This is a genomic window from Arthrobacter sp. Dra40 (assembly GCF_059091905.1).
In genome coordinates, this window is sequence record NZ_JBNHHB010000018.1 from 31,789 (window position 1) to 55,177 (window position 23,389).

A 23,389-nucleotide genomic window follows, 5' to 3' on the forward strand; every position below is an offset into this window, starting at 1 on the left:
GCTAAGAAAACTTAGGATCCGTAAGATGAGCTTATGCAAACGTTCCAATCCGAGCATCTGGCGACCTTCGCCGTCGTCGTTCAAGAAGGCAGTTTTGATGCCGCCTCCCGTGTGCTGCATGTGACTCCCTCCGCCGTTTCGCAGCGGATCAAGGCCATGGAGCAAACGGCCGGGCAGGTCCTGCTGCAACGCACCACCCCGGTCCAGCCGACCGCTGCCGGCGACGTGGTCCTCCGGCTGGCGCGCCAGATGCGGGTGCTGCAGGCCGATGCGCAGCGCGAACTCGGCGGCAGCGTGACCGGGATGACGCTGCCGCTGGTGGTCAACGCCGATTCGCTCGCCACGTGGTTCCTGGGGGCGCTGGCCCGGATGCCGCGCGACCGGGGCGTGTTCTTCGAGGTGCACCGTGAAGACGAGCAGCATTCCACCTCGTTGCTGCGGTCGGGTCGCGTGACCGCGGCGGTGACCGCCACGCCGGAACCGGTCCAGGGCTGCTCGGTGGAGGCCCTCGGCTCGCTCCGCTACCGGGCGGTGGCCAGCAGCGAGTACCTGGAGCATTGGCGGCCCACCGGGACGCCGGACCACGACTGGGCGTGGCTGGGTGCGGCGCCGGTGCTGGACTTCGACCGCAAGGACGACCTGCAGGAGCGCTTCTACCAGACGCTGACGGGTGACGACTTGGCCGCGCCCCGCCACTACATGCCGGCCTCCGGGGAGTTTGCGGCCGCCGTCCGGCTGGGCATCGGCTGGGCCCTGCTGCCGGAACAACAGTGCCAGGCGGACCTCCGCCGGGGCACGCTCCGCCAACTGGCCCCGGACCTGCCGGTGGACGTCCCCTTGTACTGGCAGCGCTGGAAAATCAGCTCACCGATCCTCGATGAACTCTCCGCCTGCGTGCGGCAGACAGCGGCGGAACAACTGCGCCGGCCGTAGTTCGCCGGGCGCAGGACCGGCTCCGTGCGGCGCTTCCGCCCGTCACCAAGGCCCGGACATCTGTGACCGACGCCTAAGGTGGAGGGGAAGATCCTGACGAAGGGGCATAATGCAAGACCGCATTCGCAATGCCCGCATGCTCGAGCGCGTAATGTCCGCCGAGCAGGCGGCCGAACTCATCAAACCCGGCATGACGGTGGCCATGAGCGGGTTCACCGGGGCCGGCTACCCGAAGGCCGTGCCGCAGGCGCTGGCGGCCCGGATGGAATCCGCCCATGCGGCGGGCGAGAAGTTCCAGATCCGCGTCCTGACCGGCGCCTCCACCGCCCCCGAGCTCGACGGCGCGCTGGCCAAGGTGGACGGCATGGAGTTGCGCCTGCCCTACCAATCGGACCCAGCGCTGCGCGAACGCATCAACGCCGGCGAACTGGACTACATCGACATCCACCTCAGCCACGTCGCCCAGCACACCTGGTACGGGTTCTTCGGCGACGTGGACCTGGCCATCGTGGAAGTGGTCGGCATGCTTGAAGACGGCCGGCTGATCCCGTCGTCCTCGGTGGGCAACAACAAGACCTGGCTGGAACAAGCCGACAAGGTCATTGTGGAGGTCAACAGCGCGCAGCCGGCCGAGCTGGAGGGCATGCACGACGTCTACTACGGCACCGCGCTGCCGCCGAACCGGAAACCGATCCAGTTGCTGCACCCGGACGACCGGATCGGCGAACCATACCTGCAGGTGGACCCGGAGAAAATCGTGGCCATCGTGCACACGGACGCCCCCGACCGCAACTCCCCGTTCAATCCGCCGGACGAGACCTCGCAGCAGATTGCCGGCCACCTGCTGGACTTCCTGGACCAGGAGGTCCAGCGCGGCCGCCTGACGGACAAGCTCCTGCCGCTGCAGTCCGGCGTCGGCAATATCCCCAATGCGGTACTGGAAGGCCTGGCCGCCGGCGGGTACCGCGGCCTGACCGCCTACACGGAGGTCATCCAGGACGGCATGCTGAAGCTGATCAAGGACGGCGTGCTGCGGATGGCCTCGGCCACGTCTTTCTCCCTGAGCCAGGCCGGGGTCGAAGAGTTCAACGGCAACGTCGACTATTACCGCGAGCGCATCATCCTGCGCACCCAGGAGATCTCCAACCACCCGGAGCTGATCCGGCGGCTGGGCTGCGTTGCGCTCAACGGCATGATCGAGGCGGACATCTACGGCAACGTCAACTCCACCCACATTGCCGGCACCAAGGTGATGAACGGCATCGGCGGCTCCGGCGACTTCGCCCGGAACGGCTACCTGTCCGTGTTCATGTCGCCGAGCACGGCCAAGGGCGGGAAGATCTCCAGCATCGTGCCGATGGCCAGCCATGTGGACCACACCGAGCACGACACCATGATCGTAGTGACCGAATACGGCCTGGCCGACCTGCGCGGGCTGGCCCCGAAGCAGCGCGCCCGCAAGATCATCGAAACCTGCGCGCATCCGGACTACCGGCCGCTGCTGCAGGACTATTTCGACCGCGCCTGCCGGGACAGCTTTGCCAAGCACACCCCGCACCTGCTCGGCGAGGCGTTGTCCTGGCACCAGCGCTTCGTGGAGACGGGAAGCATGCGCCCCTAGGTTCAGCCACCGCAGCGGATCTAGCAGGTCGGCCCGGGAGTATGACGTCGTCATACTCCCGGGCTTTCGCCACCCGGTGAGCCTGCCTGTAGGCTGCTGGCTTGTACACGGGAGTCCGGTGAACCGGGCTGAGAGGAAACTTCTCAAGTTTCGACCGTTGAACCTGATCTGGATCATGCCAGCGCAGGGAGCAACCCTCACACCCGTGCCCTGTTCAATCAACAGAAGGGCGCGACAATGCGAACACCTGACGCTGCCGCCACGGCGGCAAACCATCCTTCCCCCGTCAACGCCGGAACATCCTTCACGGCGACGCCGCGTGAATTCGGCGTGGGGGCCAGACTGACCCTGGCTGTCATGGCCGATGACTACGTCGACGTCATTCTGGGGTCGCTGCGGCGCGCAGACGCCACGGGTCTCGATGTGCAGACCGGGACAGTCAGCACCTATGTCTCCGGGGCCGAGCAGGACGTCATGCGCTATCTGAGCCAAGTGATTGCCGGGGCCGGGCGCAGCGGAGCGCACGTTTCGGCCGCCGTCCATCTGTCCCGTGGCTGCCCGGGCGGTGTCAGCTGCGAGATTCCCGAGGGTGGCGCAGTTCTGCATTCGGAGATCCCGCAACTGGAACCGACCGGCATCCAGGCGGCGGCAGACTGGGCGATCTACCCGCTCGCCGACGGCGGAACCGGCACTGGCACTGGCACTGGCACTGGCACAGCGGACCACATGCGCGACATCTACACCGCCATCGACTACGCCAAGTCCACCGGCGTGACCGTCACCGAAGACCATTACGTCACCCGGTTGGACGGAGACGTCGCCCAGGTCCTGCAGACCATCGCCGCTGGCTGGATTCTGATTGGACGATCCGTCCAGCACGTTGTCACGCACGCCACCCTGTCCATCAACAGCCCCAGTGCGTCCTGACGCTGGCCCGGAAGGAACCCCCATGTCAACATCATCTGGTCCTGCCCGCACACGGTCTTCCTGGAGCCTGAAGGACCTGGTCCTGCTCGTCGTCCTCGGCGTCGTCTTCGGCTTCCTCTACTGGGTCTTCGTCCAGGCCTGGACTGCCCTGTCGCTCCTGATGGGGCCCGCCGGAGACCTCTCGCAGCACTTTCTTGCCGGCAGCTGGCTGCTGGTCGCGCCGATCGCCATTGCCATCGTCCAGCGTCCCTTTGCCGGCGTCATCGCCGAGGTTCTGGCCTCGGTGATCGAGGTCGTGTTCCTGGGCTCGGCGGTGGGCCCGCTGCTCTTCATCGCGGCCGCGATCCAGGGCATCGGCAGTGAAATCCCGTTCGCGGCCACCCGCTACCGTTCCTACAGCTGGCTCACCTACGCCCTGTCTGGCCTGCTCGGTGCCGGTCTGGTCTTCTTCTATTCGGCCTTCCGGTCCGGCTGGTATGGCCAGGACCTGTTCTTCACCCGTTTGGTCATCCACCTCATTTCCGGGGTGGTGCTGGGCGGGCTGCTGGCGAAGGTCATTGTCGACGCCCTGGCGAAGACGGGCGTGGTGGACAACTTCGCGATCGGGCGGGCCCGGCTGGGCAAGGCCAATGCCCGCTGAGCCTGTCCTGGTGCTCCACGACGTATCTGTGGAGTTTCCACGGCGTGACGCCGCCGTGCTGCGCGGGGTCACGCTGCGGCTGGAACCGGGCGAGCACCTGATCGTGCTCGGGGCTTCGGGGTCCGGAAAATCCACGCTGCTGCAGGCGATCACGGGGGTGGTTCCGCACACGGTGCTGTCCACGCTAACGGGCAGCGTGTCCGTGAACGGGACGGCCACCGCCGACGCGTCGGTCGTCGAACTCTCGCGCCAGGTCGGGGTCCTCGCCCAGGACCCCTCCTCCGGCGTCTGCCTGCCGGACGTTGAACAGGAACTGGCCCTCCCACTGGAGAACCGCGCCGCGCCGCCGGAGCAGATATCGGCGCGCATCGACCGCGCACTCGCGGCGGTCGGTGCGGCCGGTCTGCGGCAGCGGCAGACGGACAAGCTTTCCGGCGGAGAGGGCCAGCGGGTGGCACTGGCGGCCAGCCTGATCGCCGAACCGGCCCTCCTGCTGCTCGATGAGCCGACCTCCATGCTCGATCCGGCCGGCCTCACCGCCGTACGTCAGGCGATTGACGCAGCCGCAGCCGCCTACGGTCCGGCTGTGGTGCTGGTCGAACACCGGCTCGACGACTACGCTGGCCGGGCGGGAATTGCCGGGCTGCCGGGCCGGGCGATCGTGCTCGGCGACGAGGGCCAGGTCCTGGCCGACGGCGCCACCGCGGCGGTGCTGGCCGGCAGCGCCGGCCGGCTCAATGCACGCGGATGCTGGCTACCGCTGGAAACGGAGCTGTTGGCGGTCACCGGTCTGGCCGGCGGCCTCGACTCGCCGGGCGTCCGCTCCGCCCTCCGCGCTCTGGCGCTACCCGACCACGACGGCGGCGCTCCAGACGCGCCCGGTGTCGGCGACACGGTCCTCGCCGCAGAGAATGTCTCAGTCTCACGCGGCGCCGGACGGAAGAAGCACCGGCTCCGCCGCGCGGCCGGGGCGGAACCGGCCATCCTCAGAAACGTGGACGTCGAGCTCAGGCGCGGGGAGATCACGGCCCTGCTGGGAGCCAATGGAACGGGCAAAACGTCGTTGCTGCTCACCCTCGCAGGGCTCCTCCCGCCCGCCGAAGGAACGGTGCTCGGTGCCCGCCCCGGCATAGTGTTCCAGAACCCCGAACACCAGTTCGTGGCGCATACCGTAGCGGAGGAAGTCCGGCACGGACTGCCCGATGCTCCGCCGGACTTCTTCAACCAGTTGTTGGAACAGCACCGGCTCACCCATCTGGCCGACCAGAGCCCCTTCCGGTTGTCCGGCGGCGAGAAGCGCCGCCTGAGCGTGGCCGCCATGCTGGCCCACGAACGGCCGTCCTTGCTGGCGGACGAGCCGACGTTCGGCCTGGACCGAAGGGACACGATTGCCACCGCCAGCGCGTTCAAGCAGGCGGCGGCCGGCGGCAGCGCCATTCTCTTCTCCAGCCACGACCTGCGCACCGTCGCCGCGCTGGCCGACCGCGCCGTCGTCGTCGCCGAGCACACCGTGATTGCCGACGGCGCCGTCTTCGACGTCCTGCGCGACCCGGATGTCCTGGCGCGAGCCGGCCTCAGGCTGCCGCCGCTGCTCGACTGGCTGCTCACAGAGTTCGACTCGGACCGCGAAATCCGCCGCGTCCTTGACCGGCTGGATGCGGCAGTATCCGGCGGGGCCACCGTGCAGCGGCTGTCCGGGAGCCGGGCGTGAGCGCCGCAGCCGCCGCGGCCTTCACTACCTCCGGCAGTGTCCTGGCCCGGCGCAATCCCACAGTCAAGCTCACGCTGTTGTTTGTCGTGTCGCTGGCGATGGTCTTCATTTTCGACCCGGTCACCCCGGCCGTGCTCTACATGGTGGCCCTGGTCGCCGTCGTTGCCTCCACGCGCGTTCCCGTCAAATCCATGGCACTTGCGCACGTTCCCTTTCTCGCCTTCGGTCTGGGCATCTTGATGGTCAACGCGCTCAGCCGCCCGGGTCACATCCTGTGGGAGGCCGGTCCGCTGCGGATCACCGTCGAAGGACTGTCGGTCGGCGGTTCCTTGGCCCTGCGAACCCTGGTGATCGGCATTCTTGCCATCGGCTTCATCGCTTCCACGGACGGCGTGGCGCTGATGGGAAGCCTGCATCAACATGCCAGGCTCGGTTCCCGGATCACCTATGCCGTGCTGGCTGGCTACCGCATGCTGCAGGAGATGCCCCGGGAGTGGCAGACCATCCGTCAGGCCCACGCCGTCCGGGCGCAGCTCCGCCCGGACGGTTCCCTGCCCAGCGGCCTGACCGCCTACGGCCGTGCGGCCTTTGCCCTGCTCGTCGTCTCGGTGCGCAAAGGCGAACGGATGGCCCAGTCGCTGGAATCCCGTGGACTCGGGCTGACACCCCGGACCACCTGGCGGAAAATTCCCCTCACCCGCACCGACTGGCTGATGGCAGCGGCCGTGCTGGCCGTGCTCGGCGGGATCCTGTACGCCAGCCACGTCCTGGGGTTTTTGGAAGGATACGATGCGCTCTTCAGCTGACGGCATGCACCTGGTGGCGATGGTCAACCCGCCCACCAGCCAGTATTCGGAGAATTGGCGGCATCCGCTCTCCCGGCGAGACTGGCTGAGCCCGGAGTTTTACCTCGATCTGGGACGGACGCTGGAACGAGGCTGCTTCGACATGCTGTTCCTGCCGGATGCTTTGGCCGTCCCGGAGGACAATACGGGCGACTTCGCCACGACGCTGGTCACCGGCGGCAAAGGCGCCATCTATCTCGACCCGATGGTGACCCTGTCGCTGATCGCCGGAGCGACGCGGCATCTGGGGTTGGCCGCGACTATCTCCACGACCTTCACCCCTGCTTACACCATCGCCCGGAAGTTGCTCTCGCTGGATCACCTCTCCGGTGGCCGGGTCGCTTGGAACATCGTCACCTCCACCACCGACGCCGAGGCCGCCAACTTTGGCCTGACCTCCATCCCGCCCAAGGCGGAGCGCTACGACCGGGCCGACGACGTCGTCCAGACGGTAGTGGACTTGTGGGAATCCTGGCAGCCCGGGGCCTTGACGCTGGACGGTCCCCGACGTCAGTTCGCGGATCCTGAGCTGGTGCACCGGATACCTGAGCGCCCCCTTTCCGGCGAAGCCGGGCCGCTGAGCCGGGGTCCGATCACCCTTCCGCGCAGTCCACAAAGAAGGCCGGTGCTGATGCAGGCCGGATCTTCGCCGCGCGGCATGGAGTTCGCCGCCCGCTGGGCCGAGGTCGTGTTCGCCGTGGCCGACACACCGGACGCCATGCGGACCGTGCGGAGTGAACTTCGGGACCGGGCTGCGGCCGCCGGACGGAATCCGGATCATCTGGCCGTACTTCCGGCGGTCCAGCCGATCACCGGTTCGACCCGCGCCGCCGCCTTTGCCACCGTGCACGGCCTGGAAGCGGCGCTGGACACGGAGGGCGTTCTGACGAAGTTGGGCCGGCTCCTGCACGCGGCCCGGGAGGACCTAAACCCGGAAGGCAGCGCCGAGGAGTTGCTGCTGGCCCACCGCGGCGCCACCGGCAGCGAGGGGTTCGAACAGATGCTGCTGGCCGCAGCCCGCCGCCAATCCATGACAGTCCGCGACCTTGCGAACGCCCAGGCCATGAACCAACTGCATCCCCAGCCCGTCGGCGATCCAGCGGACATCGCTGACTACTTGTGCGAACTTTACGACTCGGAAGCAGCTGACGGTTTCGTGATCATGTCCGCGCTCTACCCGTCCTCGCTCGAAGAGTTCGTCAACGGTGTGGTCCCGGAGCTGCAGGCACGAGGCCGGTTCCGGTCCTCGTATTCGGGACGCACCCTGCGCGAGCACTTGGGCACCTCCCTATAAGCAGCACGTCCGTCCGGCCGGTCCAGAACCGCTCAGCGCTGGTACACCCGGGCGAGCACGGCGTCGAAGACCCGGTCCGGCAGCAGCCGGCGGGCGCTCATGATGGTCCGCGCGCCGCGGCCCACCGGATACCGGCTGCGCGGGCGGCGGGCGGCCGCGATGCGGGCGATGCGCCGGCCCACCACCTCCGGCTGCGTTCCCGTCCGTTCCGTATAAGCCCCGGAAACCGTCCGGGCCACGCTCTCGGCCTGCCGATCGTAAGCCGTCCCCTCCGAGGTCTGCAGCAGGCTGTCCAGGGCGATCGCGCTCCACTCGGTCAGGATGGGCCCGGGTTCAATGATCACCACGTCAATCCCGAAGGGTTTGAGCTCCACCCGGAGACTGTCCGACAAACCTTCCACCGCAAACTTGGCCGCGTGGTACCAGCCGGCGAGCGGCTCGTAGAAGACGCCGCCGATCGAGGACACGTTGATGATCCGGCCGCTGCCCTGCGCGCGCATGGCCGGCGCCGCCAATTGAATGAGCCGCCCCATCCCGAACACGTTCACTTCGAATTGCTGCCGGGCATCAGCCAGCGGCACGTTCTCGACGGCACCGTACGACGCGTAGCCGGCGTTGTTGACCAGCACGTCCAGCCTTCCCTGTTCCGCAAGGATCCGCTCCACGCCGCCAACCATCGACGGGTCGTCGGTCAGGTCCATCCCGAGGACACGGACCCCGTGCTCTTCCAGCGGCCACATCCGGTCCAGCCGGCGCGCCGCCGCGTAAACGGTGAAGCCGCGGCGCGCCAGTTCACGGCAGGTGTGTTCCCCGATTCCGGAGGATGCCCCGGTCACCAGTGCCACTTTGTCCCGCACCATCGCTCCCTCACTTCTCCAAGGCGACGACGACGGCGGTGCTCGCCTCGTGCGGCATGGTCCAGGCTCCGCCGTCGGGCCCGAAGAGCCGCTGGCAGCCATCGAGTTCCGCCGTCAGCGGTGCACCGACTTCCAGCCCACCGGACACCGGCCACAAGACCGCAAACTCCGCCGCCTCGTCGTCGCACTCGGCGGCGGGCGCGTCCGTCGTCGCTGCTTGAAGTACGGCGTTCTTTCCGGGGCCGTCGAGGCTGCCTCCGCCAACAAACCTTCCGGTGGATACCTCCGTGCCGGATATCTCCAGCTCGGACTGCGGGCCAGTGGGCGGCGCCGTGCCGGCTCCGCTGCGATCCACGCTGTAGTGGCAGATCCGGAGCAAGTCCACGTTGCTGACCTCGGGAACCAGGCCTGCGGAGGCCGTGGCACCGGTACCCTCCGCGTCCCCGTCCGGGGCCGGTATCGGCGCCACAGCGATTCCCACCGCCACCGGTTCCTTCCATTCCGCCGGGCAGTTGGCGTCCAGTGCCGCCCTCGGTTGGATGAGTTCCATCTTGTGCTGCGTCGACTCAACCACATCCATCCCGCCAAGGATCTCGCGCACGCCGGGCTTCGTCTTCCCGCAGGAATTCGTCGGCCACGCCGCGCGCATCGCCTGGCCTTGGGCATCCACCAGCCAGAGATCGGGAACCAGTTCCATGTCGGCCGTGCAGGCCTGGTTCGCCCTCGGCTGGTCGCTCGGCTGGGCCAGGGCGTCCGCCAGCGCGACCATGTCCCCGGCGAGGCGCTCCTCCGTGACTGCCGACCATAAGCCCTCGGCATCTTCGACCGTCGCCATCGTGAAGGTGTCGCAGCGGATCACTTCGACCGGAACAAATCCTTCCGGCACTCCGCCAGCCGCCGGCAGCGGAGTCGCGGGCGGCTCCCCTTGTTCAACAGCTCGGCCTGCCGTGCAGCCAACCGCATCAACCAACTCGGCCGGTTCACGCGGTGGTAGTCCGCGGCCTCCAGGCATCTCTCCGCAGGCCGCCAAGGTGACCATCGCCAGCACGGCCGACAGTCCAAACGCCGCCCATAGATTGCCCCCTAGCCGTTCCAGTTCCACTGCCCGGCCCCCCCGTCACGTCCTTGCGGCCATTCTAGGGCCTCGGTACAAGGCCACCGAGGTCAGGACGGCTGGAGTCCGCCCTGATGATCTGTCCGATTGCTGCAGGGCCCGCGGAGCTGAGACTTGCCGGAGGCATGGTGCTTCGTCAGCCGATTCGATGAGGGGCGCTTCCTGTGGAAGGGTGCTAGGAGGGCGGCCAATCATCAAACGCTCTCCGTTTGCTGGCTTGGATCCGGCGCAAAAGTTGACACATCAACTAAATGGGATACGGTAGATGCATCTGCATGTACTTGTTCTGGCGATGGGCACGACCCGGCACAGCCAAGTGACAAGGCCGCCTGCGGAACCAATAGCAAGGAGGAAATCGTGGTTGACAATACAACTCAGCTCACCGGCTCCATCGGGACGGTGCCCCACAAGGGCATCCCGCAGGAAGTGGACGTCGTAATCGTCGGCTCCGGCGGGGCAGGCCTGATGGCGGCGCTCACCGCTGCCAAGGAAGGCGCACGAGTTCTCGTTGTCGAATCCCGGGAACTCGTCGGCGGCGCCACCGGCATTTCTGCGGGTGCCGCCTGGATCCCCAACCACGGCTTCTCCACCAAGGACCTGAAGGTGAAGGACAACCTGGACCAGGCCCGGCGCTACATCTACGGCCAAGGTCGCGACCAGGTCCTCGACCACGACTTGGTAGAGCAGTTCCTGGAAGCAGGACCGCACGTCGCCCGGTACATCGAAGAGCACACCTCCTTCGGGTGGATCCCGACGATCTGGCCGGACTACCGCTCCGACATTGATGGCGCATCGGTCGGTCGGGCGCTCTTCCCCGGCCCCTACTCCCCCGAAGGACTGGGCGAGGCGGCAAAGTACGTCCGACCGGCCCTGACCACGGGCATGGCCAAGAACCCGCTCCCGTTCTGGTTGCTGGGTGGCATCGGCATCGATGACGTCTGGCTCGCCGGACCGGCATTGGTCGGCGCCCTGCTCGAGGGCGGCCTGCGCAACGGCGTCGACGTGCGTGTCGAGACGCCCGCCGTCCGCCTGGTCACGGATGAGTCGGGGGTGCAGGGCGTCGTCGTGCGGGCCGATGGCGTGGAGCACACGGTGCGCGCCACCAAGGGTGTCCTGCTGGCCAGCGGCGGGTTCGAGAGCTCGGACGAGGTCACCACGAAGTACCTCGAGGCGCCCTTCGGCGTGCAGGTTTCGCCCAAGGGCCACGATGGCATTGCAGTCCAGTTGGCCAACGAAATAGGCGCCGACTTGACCGGGATGGAGGATGCCTGGTGGATGCCCGGGGTGCAGTTGCCCGGCGAGGAGTTGGAAGGCCAGCCCCTCAGCCGCGTGTTCCTCGGAGAGCGGGCGCTGCCGCACAGCATCATGGTGAACAGCAAGGGCGAGCGCTTCGCGAACGAGGCTCTGGCTTATGACCAGTTCGGACAGATCATGCGCGAAGTCGACCCCGAGACGGGCGCCATGCCCAATGCAACGGCGTGGCTGATCTTCGACCAGAACTACTGGGAGAAGTTCGGGATCTTCGGTGTCACGCCAGGCGGAGCGGTGCCCGACTACCTCCACCGCGCCGATACCCTGGCAGAGCTCGCGGCCAAGATCGGCGTCGACGAGGTGGGGCTGCTCCGCACCGTCGACCGGTTCAACCCCGAGGCAGCACGTGGCCGCGACCCGCAGTTCAACCGCGGCGACACCATGTTCGACCGCTACTTCGGCGCCTACTATCCCCGGCTGGGCAAGAACTCGCCTGACGCGCGCTTCCCCGCCGCCACGGCCAAGGCCAGGGTGCTCATCGCCAAAGCCGTCGGTCCGATTGCGAGCAAGCTCGCGGGACGGGTGGCGAAGAAGAACGACCCCGAGCGCCTGCGTTCCGTCGTGGTCCGGCCACTGGCGAAGATCATCCGGCCCGTGCTGAAGAGCCCGAGGTCGAGCGTGCTGGGGCCGGTGGACACTGCGCCTTACTACGCGCTCAAGGTCGAGGCCAGCGCACTCGGCACTGTGGGTGGCCCGAAGACGGACGCACTCGGACGAGCGCTGGACACCGAGGGCAAGGTCATCAAAGGCCTGTACGCCGCCGGCAACGCTGGCGGCGCGCCCACCAAGGGCTTCTACGGAGGCGCCGGCGGAACGATCTCGCTCGGACTGGTATTCGGCTATCTGGCCGGACGCGAAGCAGCGACGCGTCAAGATGAAGCCGGAGCAATCCCGAAGGTTCGGGCTGGCGAAGGTTCAGTGGATAACTAGCTGCTGCGCAGCCTGCGGGGGCCGCATCTTCCACAGAAGGTGCGGCCCCCGCTTTGCCGCGGCCACGGCTGGCCCTCACGAACCAGAGCAGAACGGCCCTTGCCGGAGCGGTGGAGTCCGGAGCAGACTGTAGGAAAATTTGGGGCTTCCTCTGGCTGCGAGCGCCGCAAAGCCTTCCCTCTTTCCAGACAGTAGGCGCAGCCGGGCGCCGTCGGGAGGTGGATTCAGATGGATCAAGCGGACGGCGTCGTCCGACCCACTCCGGAAAGTGTGCCGGATTCCTCTGCACCCTTCCGATCGTCGTTGCGGGTGGCCGCCACTCTGCTTTTTTCCGGCGTGCTGGTCTCCTTGCTCGCTGGGGCTTTCCACCCTGGCGACGCCAGTGCCAACGACCATGTAGCGGCGTTCTCCGAGTATGCGAACAGTGCTGCCTGGACCGGGATCCATCTGGGCCAGTTCGTTGGAATGGCGATCCTGGTTGCCGGACTACTGGTCCTGTTCGTTGCCTTGGACCTCCATCGCGGCGCCGCTTCCTGGCTGGCTAGGGCCGCCGCCGTGGCCGCCGCGGCGGCACTGGCGCTGTATGCGGTCCTCCAAGCCGTGGACGGCGTCGCCCTGAAACATGCAGTGGATGCGTGGGCCGCTGCGCCGGAGGCGGAGAAGGCGGCCCGCTTTGACGTCGCAGAGGGTATCCGCTGGCTGGAATGGGGTGCTAGGAGTTACCAAAGCCTGGTCCTGGGACTCTCATTTGTGCTATTTGCCGTTGCGATCATTTGGAGCGGCCGGGTGTCCAGGTTCGTGGGCGGATTCCTGGGGCTGACGGGATTGGCCTACCTGGTGCAGGGGTGGGTCATTGGTGCCGAGGGTTTTTCTCCGGCCAACGCCGTGCCAACCCTGGTCGGGATAGCGGCGAGCATCATCTGGAGTATCTGGCTTCTGATCGGCGCTTGGCGGCGCGGGCCGACGGCAAGCCGGCCCTCCATGGCCCACTGATTTCCTGCGCTCGTGTCTTTTAGTCCTGCAGACACTGCCCGGGCCGGGTCGAGCTCCGACGCGCTATCCGGTCGGCGCCGGCATCGGTTCACTAGCCGGCGTGGGGGCAGGGGCAGGCTCCTGCACCGGTGTGGGCGCGGGCTGCGGCGTGCCGGTGGTTGTCGGCGCCGGGACCGGCTGCGGTTCGCTGCCGGTCTCCGCCGGCGGAGTTGCTTCCGCTGGCGAATCCGGATCGGAACTGCCCGTCCCTGGCGCCACGGTGGCTGATTCGCCCGGCGGTTGCGGCTCGCCGTCCGTGTCCTGTCCGGAGGTCGGCTGAGTATCGGTCTTCGCGTCGGTGTCTGCCTCGGCGCTGCTGTCACGGAGCTCCGCGTCCTGTTCGATGATGCCGAGGATGCGCGCCTTGTAGTCGGTCAGCCGGGCCTGGATGTCGCTTAAGGGAACGTCTTCGAGCGACAGCCCGTAGGCCGCTATCTCTTCCCACAGGGTTTCCAGTTTGGCCATCCCCGCGTCGCTGAGCGGACCGTCGAGGGTGAGGACAAGCTGGCTGGCCAGAGCGTAGGTAAGGCATTCGATGCAGTTGTAGTTGGCGGCGGCCGAGAGGTTTTGAGGGACCACGACGTCCGCCTGGCCAAGGACCAGGACCACTTGGAAACCGACGGCGACGGCGGTGCAGCCCCGACAGGAAGCGAAGGCGTACGCCTCGTTCGTGGCCTCTACCGGTCCGCCTTCCGCCCAGACAAGGGCGAAGGCAACGTCGGAGACAACGGATCCATCCTCGACGTTGACGGCCAAGGCCTGGTTTCCGTCTTCCTTCGGGGCCAGTGGCCGGTCGAAGGGGAAGACCCAGGCCGCCGGTGTGTCCGCGACGGCGGATTCAGCAACGCCGCCGGAGCCGCCGTCGTTCGCTGGATTTACGCTGCTCTCCTCGCCGTCGGCCTGGGCGTCGCGAGGAACGAGGACCATCGCCAGTTGCGGCTTCTCCGCCGTGGGCAGGTCCGTTCCTGCCGGCCACGCCGTCACGGCTTGCCCGCCGCGGCCTTCGGTAAGCCCTGCTGATGAAACCGGGGCGAAAAAAGCTGCCGTATCGAACAAGGTGCCGCGTTCGTAGTGCTGCACCGGGCGGTATGCCCCGTCGTCGGGCCACCATGCCCAGGCCACGCCCGCGAGAACTGCGACGGCGGCGGCCAGGGCGGTGGCCCGACGAAGCGGCCGGTCGCGGGTTTTCGTCCATACTGCGGTGCCGAGTTGGCGGGCCATGCGCAGCAGGATGTAGGCAATGCCAAGAAGGGGAAGCGCGACGGCGGTGATGGCCAGGGCACGCACGGCCATACCGGCGAAGTCGCCGTCGGAACTGGCGTCAGCCAGGAGCCTCTGTTGTTCCATGATGCTGGCCCAGGCCGTTCCCACCACACGCGGAAGCGAAACCACCATCATGAAGAGGCAGAACAGGAGCAACGGAACCGTGATCAGGACCCACGCGGTCACGAGGGCCCTGGCCCAGGGCTTGAGCATCCTGGGTTCGGGGTCGGACCACCGCCAGGGCAACAGCCCTAGCAGGGTGGGCTTGATCCGTTGGAACAGGTCGGGGACCCCGGTTGCGTCGGCGAGGATGTGGTAGCCGTCGAAGCGGACCAGAGGCAGCAGTTGGCGCACCATTTGCAGTATTTGGGTCACAACAACCAGCAGCAGCGCATCGAAGCCGGTGAGCCACCAGACCCCCATGGTGCCCACCACGACGATGGCGTTGAAGTACAGGCCGCCAAGGTCGGTGCGGATCCGGCCGCCGCGCCCCAACCGGTAGGAGTCCGTGACGTCCGTGTAGAAGGCGGGCCAGATCAGGTACAGACCCACGCCCATGGCGCCCGGGGTGGAGCCGCCGCGGCGGGCGGCGGCGGCGTGGCCGAACTCGTGGAAGCCGGCGGAGAGGATGGTGACGCCGAAAACCAGCAGCAGCAAGCCGGGGTTGGCGAAGGCTTCGTGCGTTGCCGAGCCCAGGCCCTTGACCATGAGCACCCACCAGCACGCCACCAGGAAGGCCCCGGTGACGGGCAGGGCGATCAACGGGTGGAACAGTGCGGCGAACGGAGCCGTCAGCTTCCGGGTCCGCGCTGGATCCGTGACCGTGTAGCGGAAGCGCATGCCCAGCAGCGGGCCGGCTTTTTTGACTTCGGGTTCCGAGCCGTCCGCGAGCCGCAGCAAACCCAACGGCAGCAGCTGCTTTTCAATCAGGGTCTGCACATTCCCGGCAGTGATCAGCCTGCCGGACTTAGCACTTGCATGCGCGGCGATTTGGCCGAGGCTGCGGGAACCGTCCACCCCCTCCAGCACCGCATACAGCAGCGGAGTGAGCTGGAGCGTCTGCCCGTCTGCCCGCCGGGCCAGCGCGGGGGGCTCCCGGTAGCCCGACCCCCGTGTGGTCCCGAGGAGCTGCACGCCGTCGGCCAGCGCAGGAACCTCGATCGAAGGCGTGGCAGACCGGCCGCCTGGCAGCGGGCCGCCACGTGCGGGCGGCCCGCTTGGACTCATAGTCATTCAGGAATTATTGTTCGAGGTCGGACTGCTGGCCCGCGGTGGCCTCCGCGGCACCGTCGATCTGCTGGGTGATGATGGCGTCCTGCTGGGCCACCGCGGTCGCCTCGCTGTCTATCGACCCGATGTTTGCGGCAACCGCCGCGTCAATCGGCGCAGCGACGTTCGCGTTGGCGGCCACCGCACCGTTGATCGGGGCCGCAATATCGGCGTCGGCGGCCAGGTCAACGTTGATGTTGAGCAGGTTCCCATCGAGGGTCGACCCGAGGTCGTCGGTGACCGATCCGGTGTCGGGCAGCGTGCCATCCGGCAGCAGCGCCGGGCCAGTGGTTTCCTGCCCGCTGACGCCCTCCTGCAGAAGGCCGGAATCACCGGCGGCGGCCGTCCCGGCAGCAGCGGAGCCAGCGGTGGTCTCTGCGCCGTCCACCGTGTCGTTGCTCTGGTCGATGGTGCTGTCCTGCGCGGACTCCGCCGTCGCGTCGGCAGCGATGCCTTGGTCGATGATGACGCCCTGGTCGGACAGGGCCTGCGCCGTGGAGCCGTCCGAGAAGAGATTGGCCGAGACTGCGGCATCGATGGGCGCCGCGACATTGGCGTTCGCGGCGACGGCCAAGTCGATCGGCGCGGCCGCATCGATGGCAAGGTCGAGATCCGCATTCAGGTCCAAAATGGAGGCGACTTCCTTGTCCGGCAGCGCCGTCCCGGACTGGGCATCGAGTTCCTCCGGCGAGAGCGGCGTGGATCCCTTTTCGTTGCTCATCAGAAATCTCCGTTTCCGGCGCAAAGCGCCCTGCGTTTGCACTTGGTCATCGAAACATGCCGATTCTTGCCACAACCCGGCGGTGCCGGGCTCTGGTCGTCAGCATACTGATGAATCCTTCCATCGTGAAGTGCCGAGCAAGGCCGCGTCCACCTTGCCGGGCCTTCCGTGCCTGGATAGACCTCCCGCATGCCGGTGGAATCGTGCCACCCGGCAGGCTCCCTGTCTGCTGGTCATCCCGGAGTTATTGCTTTGCAATGTGCCGACCCGGCTCTCTAAGGGATTCCGCGGCTAGCGTGGGACAAACGTTGTTACATCAAGGACGGGGACATCATGCGCATTTGGGCGAATCGACGAGGCGCTCGGTTCCTGAACGCTACTGCGGCGGCCGCGATCCTCGTCGCCACAACGGCCGGTTGCGGCCAAGTCACGGTCGAGGCCGCACCGGAGCCCGCGGCTTCGCCGGTATTACCAACCGCTGCCCCAACTTCCTATCCTCCGCTGGAGTCTCTGGTCGATGCCCAGGGCTTCGTCAATCTGACGGAGATCCCTGCCTTCTATCTGGCGGCAGTCGAGGACTTTCCCCACCCCCTTCCGGCCGGCACTGAATGGCCGGCAGGAATCCCGAGCGGCTACAGCGACCCTCTCGGGCGGTATGAGGCCGACTCACTCGGCGAGAGCATAGCCTCCACATACTGGCATTGCGCCTGGGAGGGCGAGTTTCTTGACGCCCACGAAAGCAACGACCAGGGCCGTCAAACAGCTGCCCTGGCAATGCTCGATATCTGGGTCTCCGATCCCTATTTCACGAAAGTGTTCGAAGACCCCGAGCAGGGTTGGAAAAGCTATGTACTGGAGCCAGCAAAAAACGGTGAACTGCGGCGGATGGAGTCCGAGCACCGGAACTGTCCGAAACCGGCCGAACCCCTGTAACTCAGAAAAAGATCGTTACGTCGAACAGGCCGGCCTGCCGCGATGGCTAGTCGTCGGCTGCACCGACGCAGTTCGAGGGGAACCATAACTACTACTAACCGTGCTCAACCGCCATGTTGGCGAAACGGGAGTAGTGGCCCTGGAAGCCCACCACGATGGTCTTGGTCGGGCCGTTACGGTGCTTGGCCACGATCACGTCCGCTTCGCCCGCACGCGGCGATTCCTTGTCGTAGATGTCCTCGCGGTGAAGCAGGATGACCATGTCGGCATCCTGCTCGATCGAGCCGGATTCACGCAGGTCCGAGACCATCGGCTTCTTGTCGGTGCGCTGCTCAGAACCACGGTTCAGCTGCGAGAGCGCGATCACCGGGACTTCGAGTTCCTTGGCCAGCAGCTTGAGCGCACGGGAGAACTCCGAGACTTCCTGCTGGCGGGATTCGACGCGTTTACCGGAGGACATCAGCTGGAGGTAGTCGAGCACGACCAGCTTCAGGTCATGGCGCTGCTTGAGCCGCCGGCACTTGGCGCGGATCTCCATCAGGGACATGTTCGGGCTGTCATCGATAAACAGCGGGGCGTCATTCATCCGGCCCATGGTGGTGGCGATCTTGCCCCACTGCTCGTCCTTGATGGTTCCCTTGCGCAGGTCCTGCAGGCCGATCGTGGCTTCTGCGGAGAGGAGGCGCATGGCGATCTCGTTCCGGCCCATTTCCAGGGAGAAGAAGACAGTCGTCATGTTGTTCTTAATGGCGGCCGAACGGGCAAAATCCAGTGCGAAGGTTGATTTACCGACGGCCGGCCGCGCCGCGATGACGATCATCTGGCCGCCGTGCAGGCCCTGGGTGAGTTCATCGAGTTCATAGAAACCGGTGGGGACACCGGTCATGCCTTCGCCGCGGTGGCCGGCGGATTCGATCTCGTCGACGGTGCCTTCGATGATGTCCTTCAGCGGGACGTAGTCCTCGGCGGTGCGCCGCTCTGCGACCTTGTAGATCTCCGCCTGCGCCTCGTTGACGATCGCGTCGACTTCGCCGTCGTGGGAGTAGCCCAGCTGGACGATCTTGGTGCCGGCGTCGACGAGGCGGCGGAGCACTGCGCGTTCACGGACGATCTCCGCATAGAAGCCCGCATTGGCGGCCGTGGGCACGGACTGAATCAGCGTGTGCAGGTAAGCCGGTCCGCCGATCCGGGAAATTTCGCCCCGTTTGGTGAGCAGGTCGGAGACGGTAACGGCGTCCGCCGGTTCGCCACGGCCGTAAAGGTCGATGATGGCTTCGTAGATGCTCTCGTGGGCAGGGCGGTAGAAGTCCACGCCGCGGAGCACTTCGACACAGTCGGCGATGGCATCCTTGGAAAGCATCATTCCGCCCAGCACCGACTGCTCGGCCACGAGGTCCTGTGGCGGCGTGCGGCCGAATTCGGAATCCCGACCTGTTGCCGAATCCGCGTGCGCTAACGACACCGCTGCCTGCTTTCTTTGTTCCTCGAACGGGTACCGCATCCCCTTCTGGTCCAGAACTATCAGCCGGTTCGGACATGTCCGAACTGCCCGAAGGGCGCGCAGAACTACAGCCCGTGTGCGGACTTCTCAGTGGGATACTCCGCAACGGTAGCCCCCTTCCCCGCTTCCACCAAGCGACTTATCCACTACCCCTGTGGATAAAATGTGGATACGTGGGCGTGTCTTGTGCACAGGCTGTGTGTAGAGCTGTGGATATCAAAGTTAACTCGCCAGTAACCTGCCCCTGACCTGCATAAACGTTCTCCAAGCACTGTGGATTAAAAGAATTCCACCGTGGATTTCCCCCGGTTTTTGGCGGTTGACAGAACGGAAATTGCAACGTAGGCGAAAGTTATCCACTGGTTATCCACAGTGTGAATTACACCGGTGTGATACTCCCAGGCTGACGGGGTGGGGAAGCCGCCGTCGGGGCGGGACGTAGGATTCAAGTATGGAATTTGTGGTGCCGCTGCTGATCGTCGTACTGGTCATCGCGATCGGACTGGTCATCTTGCGTCTCGCGGCGCGGAACAAGACCGGCCGCGCTGGCCACGTGCGGAGGTCGCCGGACCAGCCCACAACGGCAACGTCCAAGGAAGCTGCCGCCGAAGCCAGCGCCCGGTTGAACCGGCAGCAACACACAGCGATTTATGCGCTGATCGCGCAGGGGCAGGCCCTCTCCGCGATTCGCGAGTATCGGAATGCGACGGGAGCAGGACTTCGCGAGGCAGCCGGCGCCGTCGCTCAGATGTCGGCGCACCCGCAGCCATACACGGCGTCGCCAGACGATGTCCCGACACTCCGACCAGAGGACGAGGAGCCGCGGGAGGCGGCGCCGGATCAGCCGCGGGAGGATGCGCCGGAGCAGCCGCGGGAGGATGCGGAGCCACGACAGGAGGCCCCCGCACCGGCCCAGGCAGAGGATGCTACGCCGCAAGAGTCCGCTCCCGCCCCACGGGCCGCGCCGAGGGGGTACCGCTACCGGGCCATCGTGTCCAAAGGCGACACCATCAGGGAAATCGCCAGCACGCGCCTGAACGACGACGTGTTTGACCGGATCCGCACAGCGGCTCTCGGAGGCGACCGGGAAGATGCCGTCCGAATGCTCCTGGATCATTCGGAAGCGACCGAGGCGGACGCCCGCGAGTTTGTTGATCTGATTGGACCGGAAGAAGAGTCCTAACGGCGGGGCCCGGGCGACGCGTCCGGCGCGTGCTGGCAACCCCTCGGCCTTTCTGCGACACTTCAACCCATGGCTGAGAACAAAACCGCGCCGACGGACGTTCCTGTAGACGCTTTCCTCGCGTCAGTGGAACATCCGGTCCGGCGGCAGGACGGCGAGACCGTCGTGGAGCTGATGCGGGACATCACCGGCCAGGAACCAGTCATGTGGGGTCCGTCGATCATCGGATTCGGCAGCTACCACTACAAGTACGCGAGCGGACACGAAGGTGACGCTGCCGCCGTCGGCTTCTCCCCCAGAAAGGCCAGCCTGGCCCTGTATGGACTGGCCTACGCGCCGGAGTCCGCAGCGCTGCTGGAGCGCCTGGGCAAGCACAAGACCGGTGCCGCCTGCCTGTACGTCAACAAGCTGGCAGACATCGACCTCGACGTGCTCAAGGAGTTGATCGAGCTCGGCTACCGGACCATGACCACCGCGGACCACCAGTCACTCCAAAGTCAGCGCTAGTGCAGGACGGCGGGTTTCCTTCACCGCAGCGGACTCAGAGCTCGACGGTTCCGGTGATCAGCGTCTGCACGTCCCCGCCGATCCAGATGTCCTCCCCGTCGGCATCGATATACAGCCGGGCGTCCCGCCCCAATGCCGTTCCCTGCCGGACCGTGTAGCTGGTCGGGGCTTCGTTTTCGCCGATCAGCCACTGGGCCAGCGCGGCGTTCAGGCTGCCGGTGGCCGGGTCTTCGGCCGGCAGCTCCTCGAAGCCCATCAGTCCGCGGACCTCGAAGTCGATCCCGGCCCCCCCGGCGTGGGCGCCGACCAGGCCGACGCCGAACGGGGACAGCGCCGCGTAGTCGGGCACCACGTCCAGGACGGCCTGGGCGTCCCGCAGCTGCAGGGCCTGCCACTGCGGGCCGTTGTCGGCCCACTGGTGGCGCAGCACGTCGCCGCGTGCCAGTCCCAGGGCCGCACAGATCTTGCCGACGTTCTCCTCCGGGAGGGGACCGGTCCGGAGCCGCGGCGGGGCAGCAAAAGCCAGCCGTCCGCCGTCGTTCTTCACTTTCACCAGGCCTGCGGCGCATTCCTGGACAACCACGCCGTCAGCTTGCGGCTGCCCGCCGTCGGCGAGCCAGACCGCGGCCGTACCCAGGGTCGGGTGTCCGGCGAAAGGCAGTTCGCCGCTGGGCGTGAAGATCCTGACCCGGTAGTCGGCTTCCGGGCTCTCCGGCGGCAACAGGAAGGTGGTCTCGGACAGGTTGGTCCAGTTGGCGAAGCGCTGCATCTGCTCGCCCTCCAGCGACTCGGCCGCCGAGACCACGGCCAGCGGATTGCCCGTGCACGGTCCGGTGGCGAAGACGTCCACTTGGCTGAACTGGTGTGTGCTCATGGGTTACAGCGTACCGGGCGTTAAACACAGCATGCCGGGCCCGCAACGGACCCGGCATGCTGCGCAACGTGAGGCTGTTAGCCTGCAACGACCTTCAGGTCGATGACTGCGGAGACCTCTTCGTGCAGACGCACGGTCGCCTGGTAGTCGCCCACCGACTTGATGTGCTCGGTCAGTTCGACCTTGCGCTTGTCGATGGCACCGAGGCCGGCGGCCTCGACGGCGGAAGCGACGTCGGCCTGCTTGACCGTGCCGAACAGGCGGCCCGACTCTCCGGCCTTGACGGTCAGGGTGACCGGCTTGCCGGACAGCTTGGCTGCGAGCTGCTGCGCGTCTTCCAGGGATGCGATCTCGCGAGCGGCACGGGCAGCCTTGATGGACTGCACCTGCTTCTCGCCGCCCTTGGTCCAGGTCAGGGCGAAGCCGCGGGGCAGAAGGTAGTTACGGGCGTAACCGTTCTTCACCTCGACGACGTCGCCAGCAGTACCGAGACCGGTCACTTCGTGGGTCAGAATGAGCTTTGCCATGTCAGTACTCTCTCCTCTTCGCTTCGCTTAGCCGCGGCCAGCGCCGGAGTAGGGCAGCAGGGCAACTTCGCGGGCATTCTTGATAGCCAGTGCGATCTTGCGCTGCTCCTGCACGGTGACGCCAGTCACGCGGCGGGCGCGGATCTTTCCGCGGTCAGAGATGAACTTGCGCAGCAAAGCTACGTCCTTGTAGTCGATGACGGTGACGTCAGCGGCCTTCAAGGGGTTGGACTTTGGTTTGGGCTTACGAATTTCAGCCTTAGCCATCGTGGAGCTCCTTTATCTCGTGGAGCCCGTGAATCTTTTCCACGGGATGGGGTTTGTTTTTAGAAGGGGGGTTCGTTGGAATCCGGACCATTGCCCCAGCCGCCGGAGTTGCCGCCGGCCGGTGCGCCCCAAGGATCATCCTGGGGTGCGGGCTGCTGGCCGGACTGCTGTCCGCCCCAACCGCCCTGATTCTGGTTTCCGCCGAAACCGCCGCCGCCAAAGCCACCTTGGCCGCCTTGACCGCCGCCGAAGCCGCCCTGCCCACCGCCGGAGCGCTGAGTACGGGTGACCTTGGCAGAGGCGTAGCGCAGCGAGGGGCCGATCTCGTCGACCTCAAGCTCCATGACGGTACGCTTTTCGCCTTCTTTGGTTTCGTACGAACGGGACTTCAGCCGGCCCTGAACGATCACGCGCATGCCCTTGGTCAGGGTCTCTGCGACGTTCTCGGCAGCTTCGCGCCACACCGACGCGCGGAGGAACAGGGTTTCCCCGTCCTTCCACTCGTTGGACTGGCGGTCGAAGGTCCGCGGCGTGGATGCAACGGTGAAGTTCGCTACCGCGGACCCGGACGGGGTGAACCGCAGCTCGGGATCGTTGGTGAGATTACCGACGAGCGTGATAACGGTTTCGCCTGCCATGTTGCCTCCTGATGTCCTAGTCCCGCTTGCCTAGTGGTGCGCGGGATTGTCTTCGTCAATGCCGGTCCGGAAGGGACGCGGCGATCACAGCTGATTACTCAGCGGAGATCTTCTGCTCCTCCGGGCGGGTGATCTTGGTGCGCAGGATGGTCTCGTTCAGACCAAGCTGGCGGTCAAGCTCAGCAGCAGTGGCGGGAGTGGCGGTGAAGTTGACCACCGCGTAGATGCCTTCGGACTTCTTCTTGATGTCATAGGCGAGCCGGCGGCGTCCCCAGATGTCCACCTTGTCGATGGTTCCACCATCGTTGCGGACAACGTTGAGGAACTTGTCGAGCGAGGACTCTACGGTACGCTCTTCGACCTCGGGGTCGATGATTACCATCAGTTCATAAGCACGCATTGTGAACCCACCTCCTTCGGGCTAAGCGGTCACGGTCTTTCCGTAACAGGAGGTTCTGTTGCGTTGCCTGCCTGCCACCGCACAGCGATAG

At 66.4% G+C, this 23,389-nt stretch carries 22 protein-coding genes and 1 riboswitch; of the genes, 12 read left to right on the forward strand and 10 right to left on the reverse strand.

The features are described from left to right. Nucleotides 1–33: 33 nt before the first annotated feature. The 7 genes from AC5RWT_RS10960 (at nt 34) to AC5RWT_RS10990 (ending at nt 7,971) form a co-directional block, all read left to right on the forward strand. Complete coding sequence (locus AC5RWT_RS10960; RefSeq protein ID WP_494080245.1) at nt 34–933, forward strand: LysR family transcriptional regulator ArgP; 900 nt, start codon at nt 34–36, stop codon at nt 931–933. Between the two features lie 109 nt (nt 934–1,042). Continuing rightward, on the forward strand, nt 1,043–2,554 hold the full coding sequence (gene scpC / locus AC5RWT_RS10965; RefSeq protein ID WP_494080246.1) for a succinyl-CoA:acetate CoA-transferase ScpC: 1,512 nt from the start codon (nt 1,043–1,045) through the stop codon (nt 2,552–2,554). 97 nt (nt 2,555–2,651) lie between these two features. Further along, nucleotides 2,652–2,761, forward strand: a riboswitch (TPP riboswitch). A 30-nt stretch (nt 2,762–2,791) separates the two neighbouring features. Then, nucleotides 2,792–3,481, forward strand: a complete 690-nt coding sequence (locus AC5RWT_RS10970; RefSeq protein WP_494080247.1) for a YkoF family thiamine/hydroxymethylpyrimidine-binding protein — start codon at nt 2,792–2,794, stop codon at nt 3,479–3,481. A gap of 22 nt (nt 3,482–3,503) precedes the next feature. Next, complete coding sequence (locus tag AC5RWT_RS10975) at nt 3,504–4,121, forward strand: ECF transporter S component (RefSeq protein ID WP_494080248.1); 618 nt, start codon at nt 3,504–3,506, stop codon at nt 4,119–4,121. Continuing rightward, on the forward strand, nt 4,111–5,832 hold the full coding sequence (locus AC5RWT_RS10980) for an ABC transporter ATP-binding protein (protein ID WP_494080249.1): 1,722 nt from the start codon (nt 4,111–4,113) through the stop codon (nt 5,830–5,832). The genes AC5RWT_RS10975 and AC5RWT_RS10980 overlap by 11 nt, the downstream gene beginning before the upstream one ends. Next, nucleotides 5,829–6,638, forward strand: a complete 810-nt coding sequence (locus AC5RWT_RS10985) for an energy-coupling factor transporter transmembrane component T family protein (RefSeq protein ID WP_494080250.1) — start codon at nt 5,829–5,831, stop codon at nt 6,636–6,638. The genes AC5RWT_RS10980 and AC5RWT_RS10985 overlap by 4 nt, the downstream gene beginning before the upstream one ends. Beyond that, the gene (locus AC5RWT_RS10990) at nt 6,622–7,971 is read left to right on the forward strand and encodes an NtaA/DmoA family FMN-dependent monooxygenase (protein ID WP_494080251.1); all 1,350 of its coding nucleotides are present in this window, start codon (nt 6,622–6,624) and stop codon (nt 7,969–7,971) included. The genes AC5RWT_RS10985 and AC5RWT_RS10990 overlap by 17 nt, the downstream gene beginning before the upstream one ends. Nucleotides 7,972–8,003: 32 nt before the next feature. On the opposite strand, the gene AC5RWT_RS10995 is transcribed toward AC5RWT_RS10990, so the two are convergent. Both AC5RWT_RS10995 and AC5RWT_RS11000 read right to left on the reverse strand, forming a co-directional pair. Continuing rightward, on the reverse strand, nt 8,004–8,828 hold the full coding sequence (locus tag AC5RWT_RS10995) for an oxidoreductase (protein ID WP_494080278.1): 825 nt from the start codon (nt 8,826–8,828) through the stop codon (nt 8,004–8,006). A 10-nt stretch (nt 8,829–8,838) separates the two neighbouring features. Beyond that, nucleotides 8,839–9,714: a hypothetical protein gene (locus AC5RWT_RS11000; RefSeq protein WP_494080252.1), complete on the reverse strand. Its 876-nt coding sequence runs from the start codon at nt 9,712–9,714 to the stop codon at nt 8,839–8,841. Between the two features lie 585 nt (nt 9,715–10,299). Here AC5RWT_RS11000 and AC5RWT_RS11005 point away from each other — a divergent pair. Continuing rightward, the gene (locus AC5RWT_RS11005; RefSeq protein WP_494080253.1) at nt 10,300–12,183 is read left to right on the forward strand and encodes an FAD-dependent oxidoreductase; all 1,884 of its coding nucleotides are present in this window, start codon (nt 10,300–10,302) and stop codon (nt 12,181–12,183) included. A 228-nt stretch (nt 12,184–12,411) separates the two neighbouring features. Next, nucleotides 12,412–13,176 carry a hypothetical protein gene (locus AC5RWT_RS11010; RefSeq protein WP_494080254.1) on the forward strand — a complete coding sequence of 255 codons (765 nt, stop codon included), beginning with the start codon at nt 12,412–12,414 and terminating at the stop codon, nt 13,174–13,176. 63 nt (nt 13,177–13,239) lie between these two features. Here the strand turns inward: AC5RWT_RS11010 and AC5RWT_RS11015 are convergent, their stop codons facing one another. Together AC5RWT_RS11015 and AC5RWT_RS11020 are read right to left on the reverse strand one after the other, a co-directional pair. Then, nucleotides 13,240–15,711: a hypothetical protein gene (locus AC5RWT_RS11015; protein ID WP_494080255.1), complete on the reverse strand. Its 2,472-nt coding sequence runs from the start codon at nt 15,709–15,711 to the stop codon at nt 13,240–13,242. A 7-nt stretch (nt 15,712–15,718) separates the two neighbouring features. After that, nucleotides 15,719–16,468 (reverse strand): peptidoglycan-binding protein, encoded by a 750-nt coding sequence (locus AC5RWT_RS11020; RefSeq protein WP_494080256.1) that lies wholly within the window; start codon nt 16,466–16,468, stop codon nt 15,719–15,721. Between the two features lie 333 nt (nt 16,469–16,801). Here AC5RWT_RS11020 and AC5RWT_RS11025 point away from each other — a divergent pair, with 333 nt between their 5' ends. Continuing rightward, nucleotides 16,802–17,401 (forward strand): hypothetical protein, encoded by a 600-nt coding sequence (locus AC5RWT_RS11025; RefSeq protein ID WP_494080257.1) that lies wholly within the window; start codon nt 16,802–16,804, stop codon nt 17,399–17,401. A gap of 94 nt (nt 17,402–17,495) precedes the next feature. Here the strand turns inward: AC5RWT_RS11025 and dnaB are convergent, their stop codons facing one another. After that, nucleotides 17,496–18,863 (reverse strand): replicative DNA helicase, encoded by a 1,368-nt coding sequence (gene dnaB, locus AC5RWT_RS11030; protein WP_353917371.1) that lies wholly within the window; start codon nt 18,861–18,863, stop codon nt 17,496–17,498. Nucleotides 18,864–19,353: 490 nt separating this feature from the next. On the opposite strand from dnaB, the gene AC5RWT_RS11035 reads away from it, so the two are divergent. Together AC5RWT_RS11035 and AC5RWT_RS11040 are read left to right on the forward strand one after the other, a co-directional pair. Continuing rightward, nucleotides 19,354–20,085 (forward strand): hypothetical protein, encoded by a 732-nt coding sequence (locus tag AC5RWT_RS11035; RefSeq protein ID WP_494080258.1) that lies wholly within the window; start codon nt 19,354–19,356, stop codon nt 20,083–20,085. A gap of 69 nt (nt 20,086–20,154) precedes the next feature. Next, on the forward strand, nt 20,155–20,592 hold the full coding sequence (locus AC5RWT_RS11040) for a DUF1801 domain-containing protein (protein ID WP_494080259.1): 438 nt from the start codon (nt 20,155–20,157) through the stop codon (nt 20,590–20,592). A gap of 34 nt (nt 20,593–20,626) precedes the next feature. Here the strand turns inward: AC5RWT_RS11040 and AC5RWT_RS11045 are convergent, their stop codons facing one another. The 5 genes from AC5RWT_RS11045 to rpsF form a co-directional block, all read right to left on the reverse strand. After that, the gene (locus tag AC5RWT_RS11045; RefSeq protein ID WP_494080260.1) at nt 20,627–21,466 is read right to left on the reverse strand and encodes a PhzF family phenazine biosynthesis protein; all 840 of its coding nucleotides are present in this window, start codon (nt 21,464–21,466) and stop codon (nt 20,627–20,629) included. Between the two features lie 77 nt (nt 21,467–21,543). After that, nucleotides 21,544–21,993, reverse strand: a complete 450-nt coding sequence (gene rplI / locus AC5RWT_RS11050) for a 50S ribosomal protein L9 (RefSeq protein ID WP_493941670.1) — start codon at nt 21,991–21,993, stop codon at nt 21,544–21,546. Between the two features lie 27 nt (nt 21,994–22,020). After that, nucleotides 22,021–22,260: a 30S ribosomal protein S18 gene (rpsR, locus tag AC5RWT_RS11055; protein WP_136787674.1), complete on the reverse strand. Its 240-nt coding sequence runs from the start codon at nt 22,258–22,260 to the stop codon at nt 22,021–22,023. A gap of 59 nt (nt 22,261–22,319) precedes the next feature. Further along, nucleotides 22,320–22,898: a single-stranded DNA-binding protein gene (locus AC5RWT_RS11060; RefSeq protein WP_364648890.1), complete on the reverse strand. Its 579-nt coding sequence runs from the start codon at nt 22,896–22,898 to the stop codon at nt 22,320–22,322. Nucleotides 22,899–22,992: 94 nt separating this feature from the next. Further along, nucleotides 22,993–23,298 carry a 30S ribosomal protein S6 gene (rpsF, locus tag AC5RWT_RS11065; protein WP_127514040.1) on the reverse strand — a complete coding sequence of 102 codons (306 nt, stop codon included), beginning with the start codon at nt 23,296–23,298 and terminating at the stop codon, nt 22,993–22,995. Between the last annotated feature and the right edge of the window lie 91 nt (nt 23,299–23,389).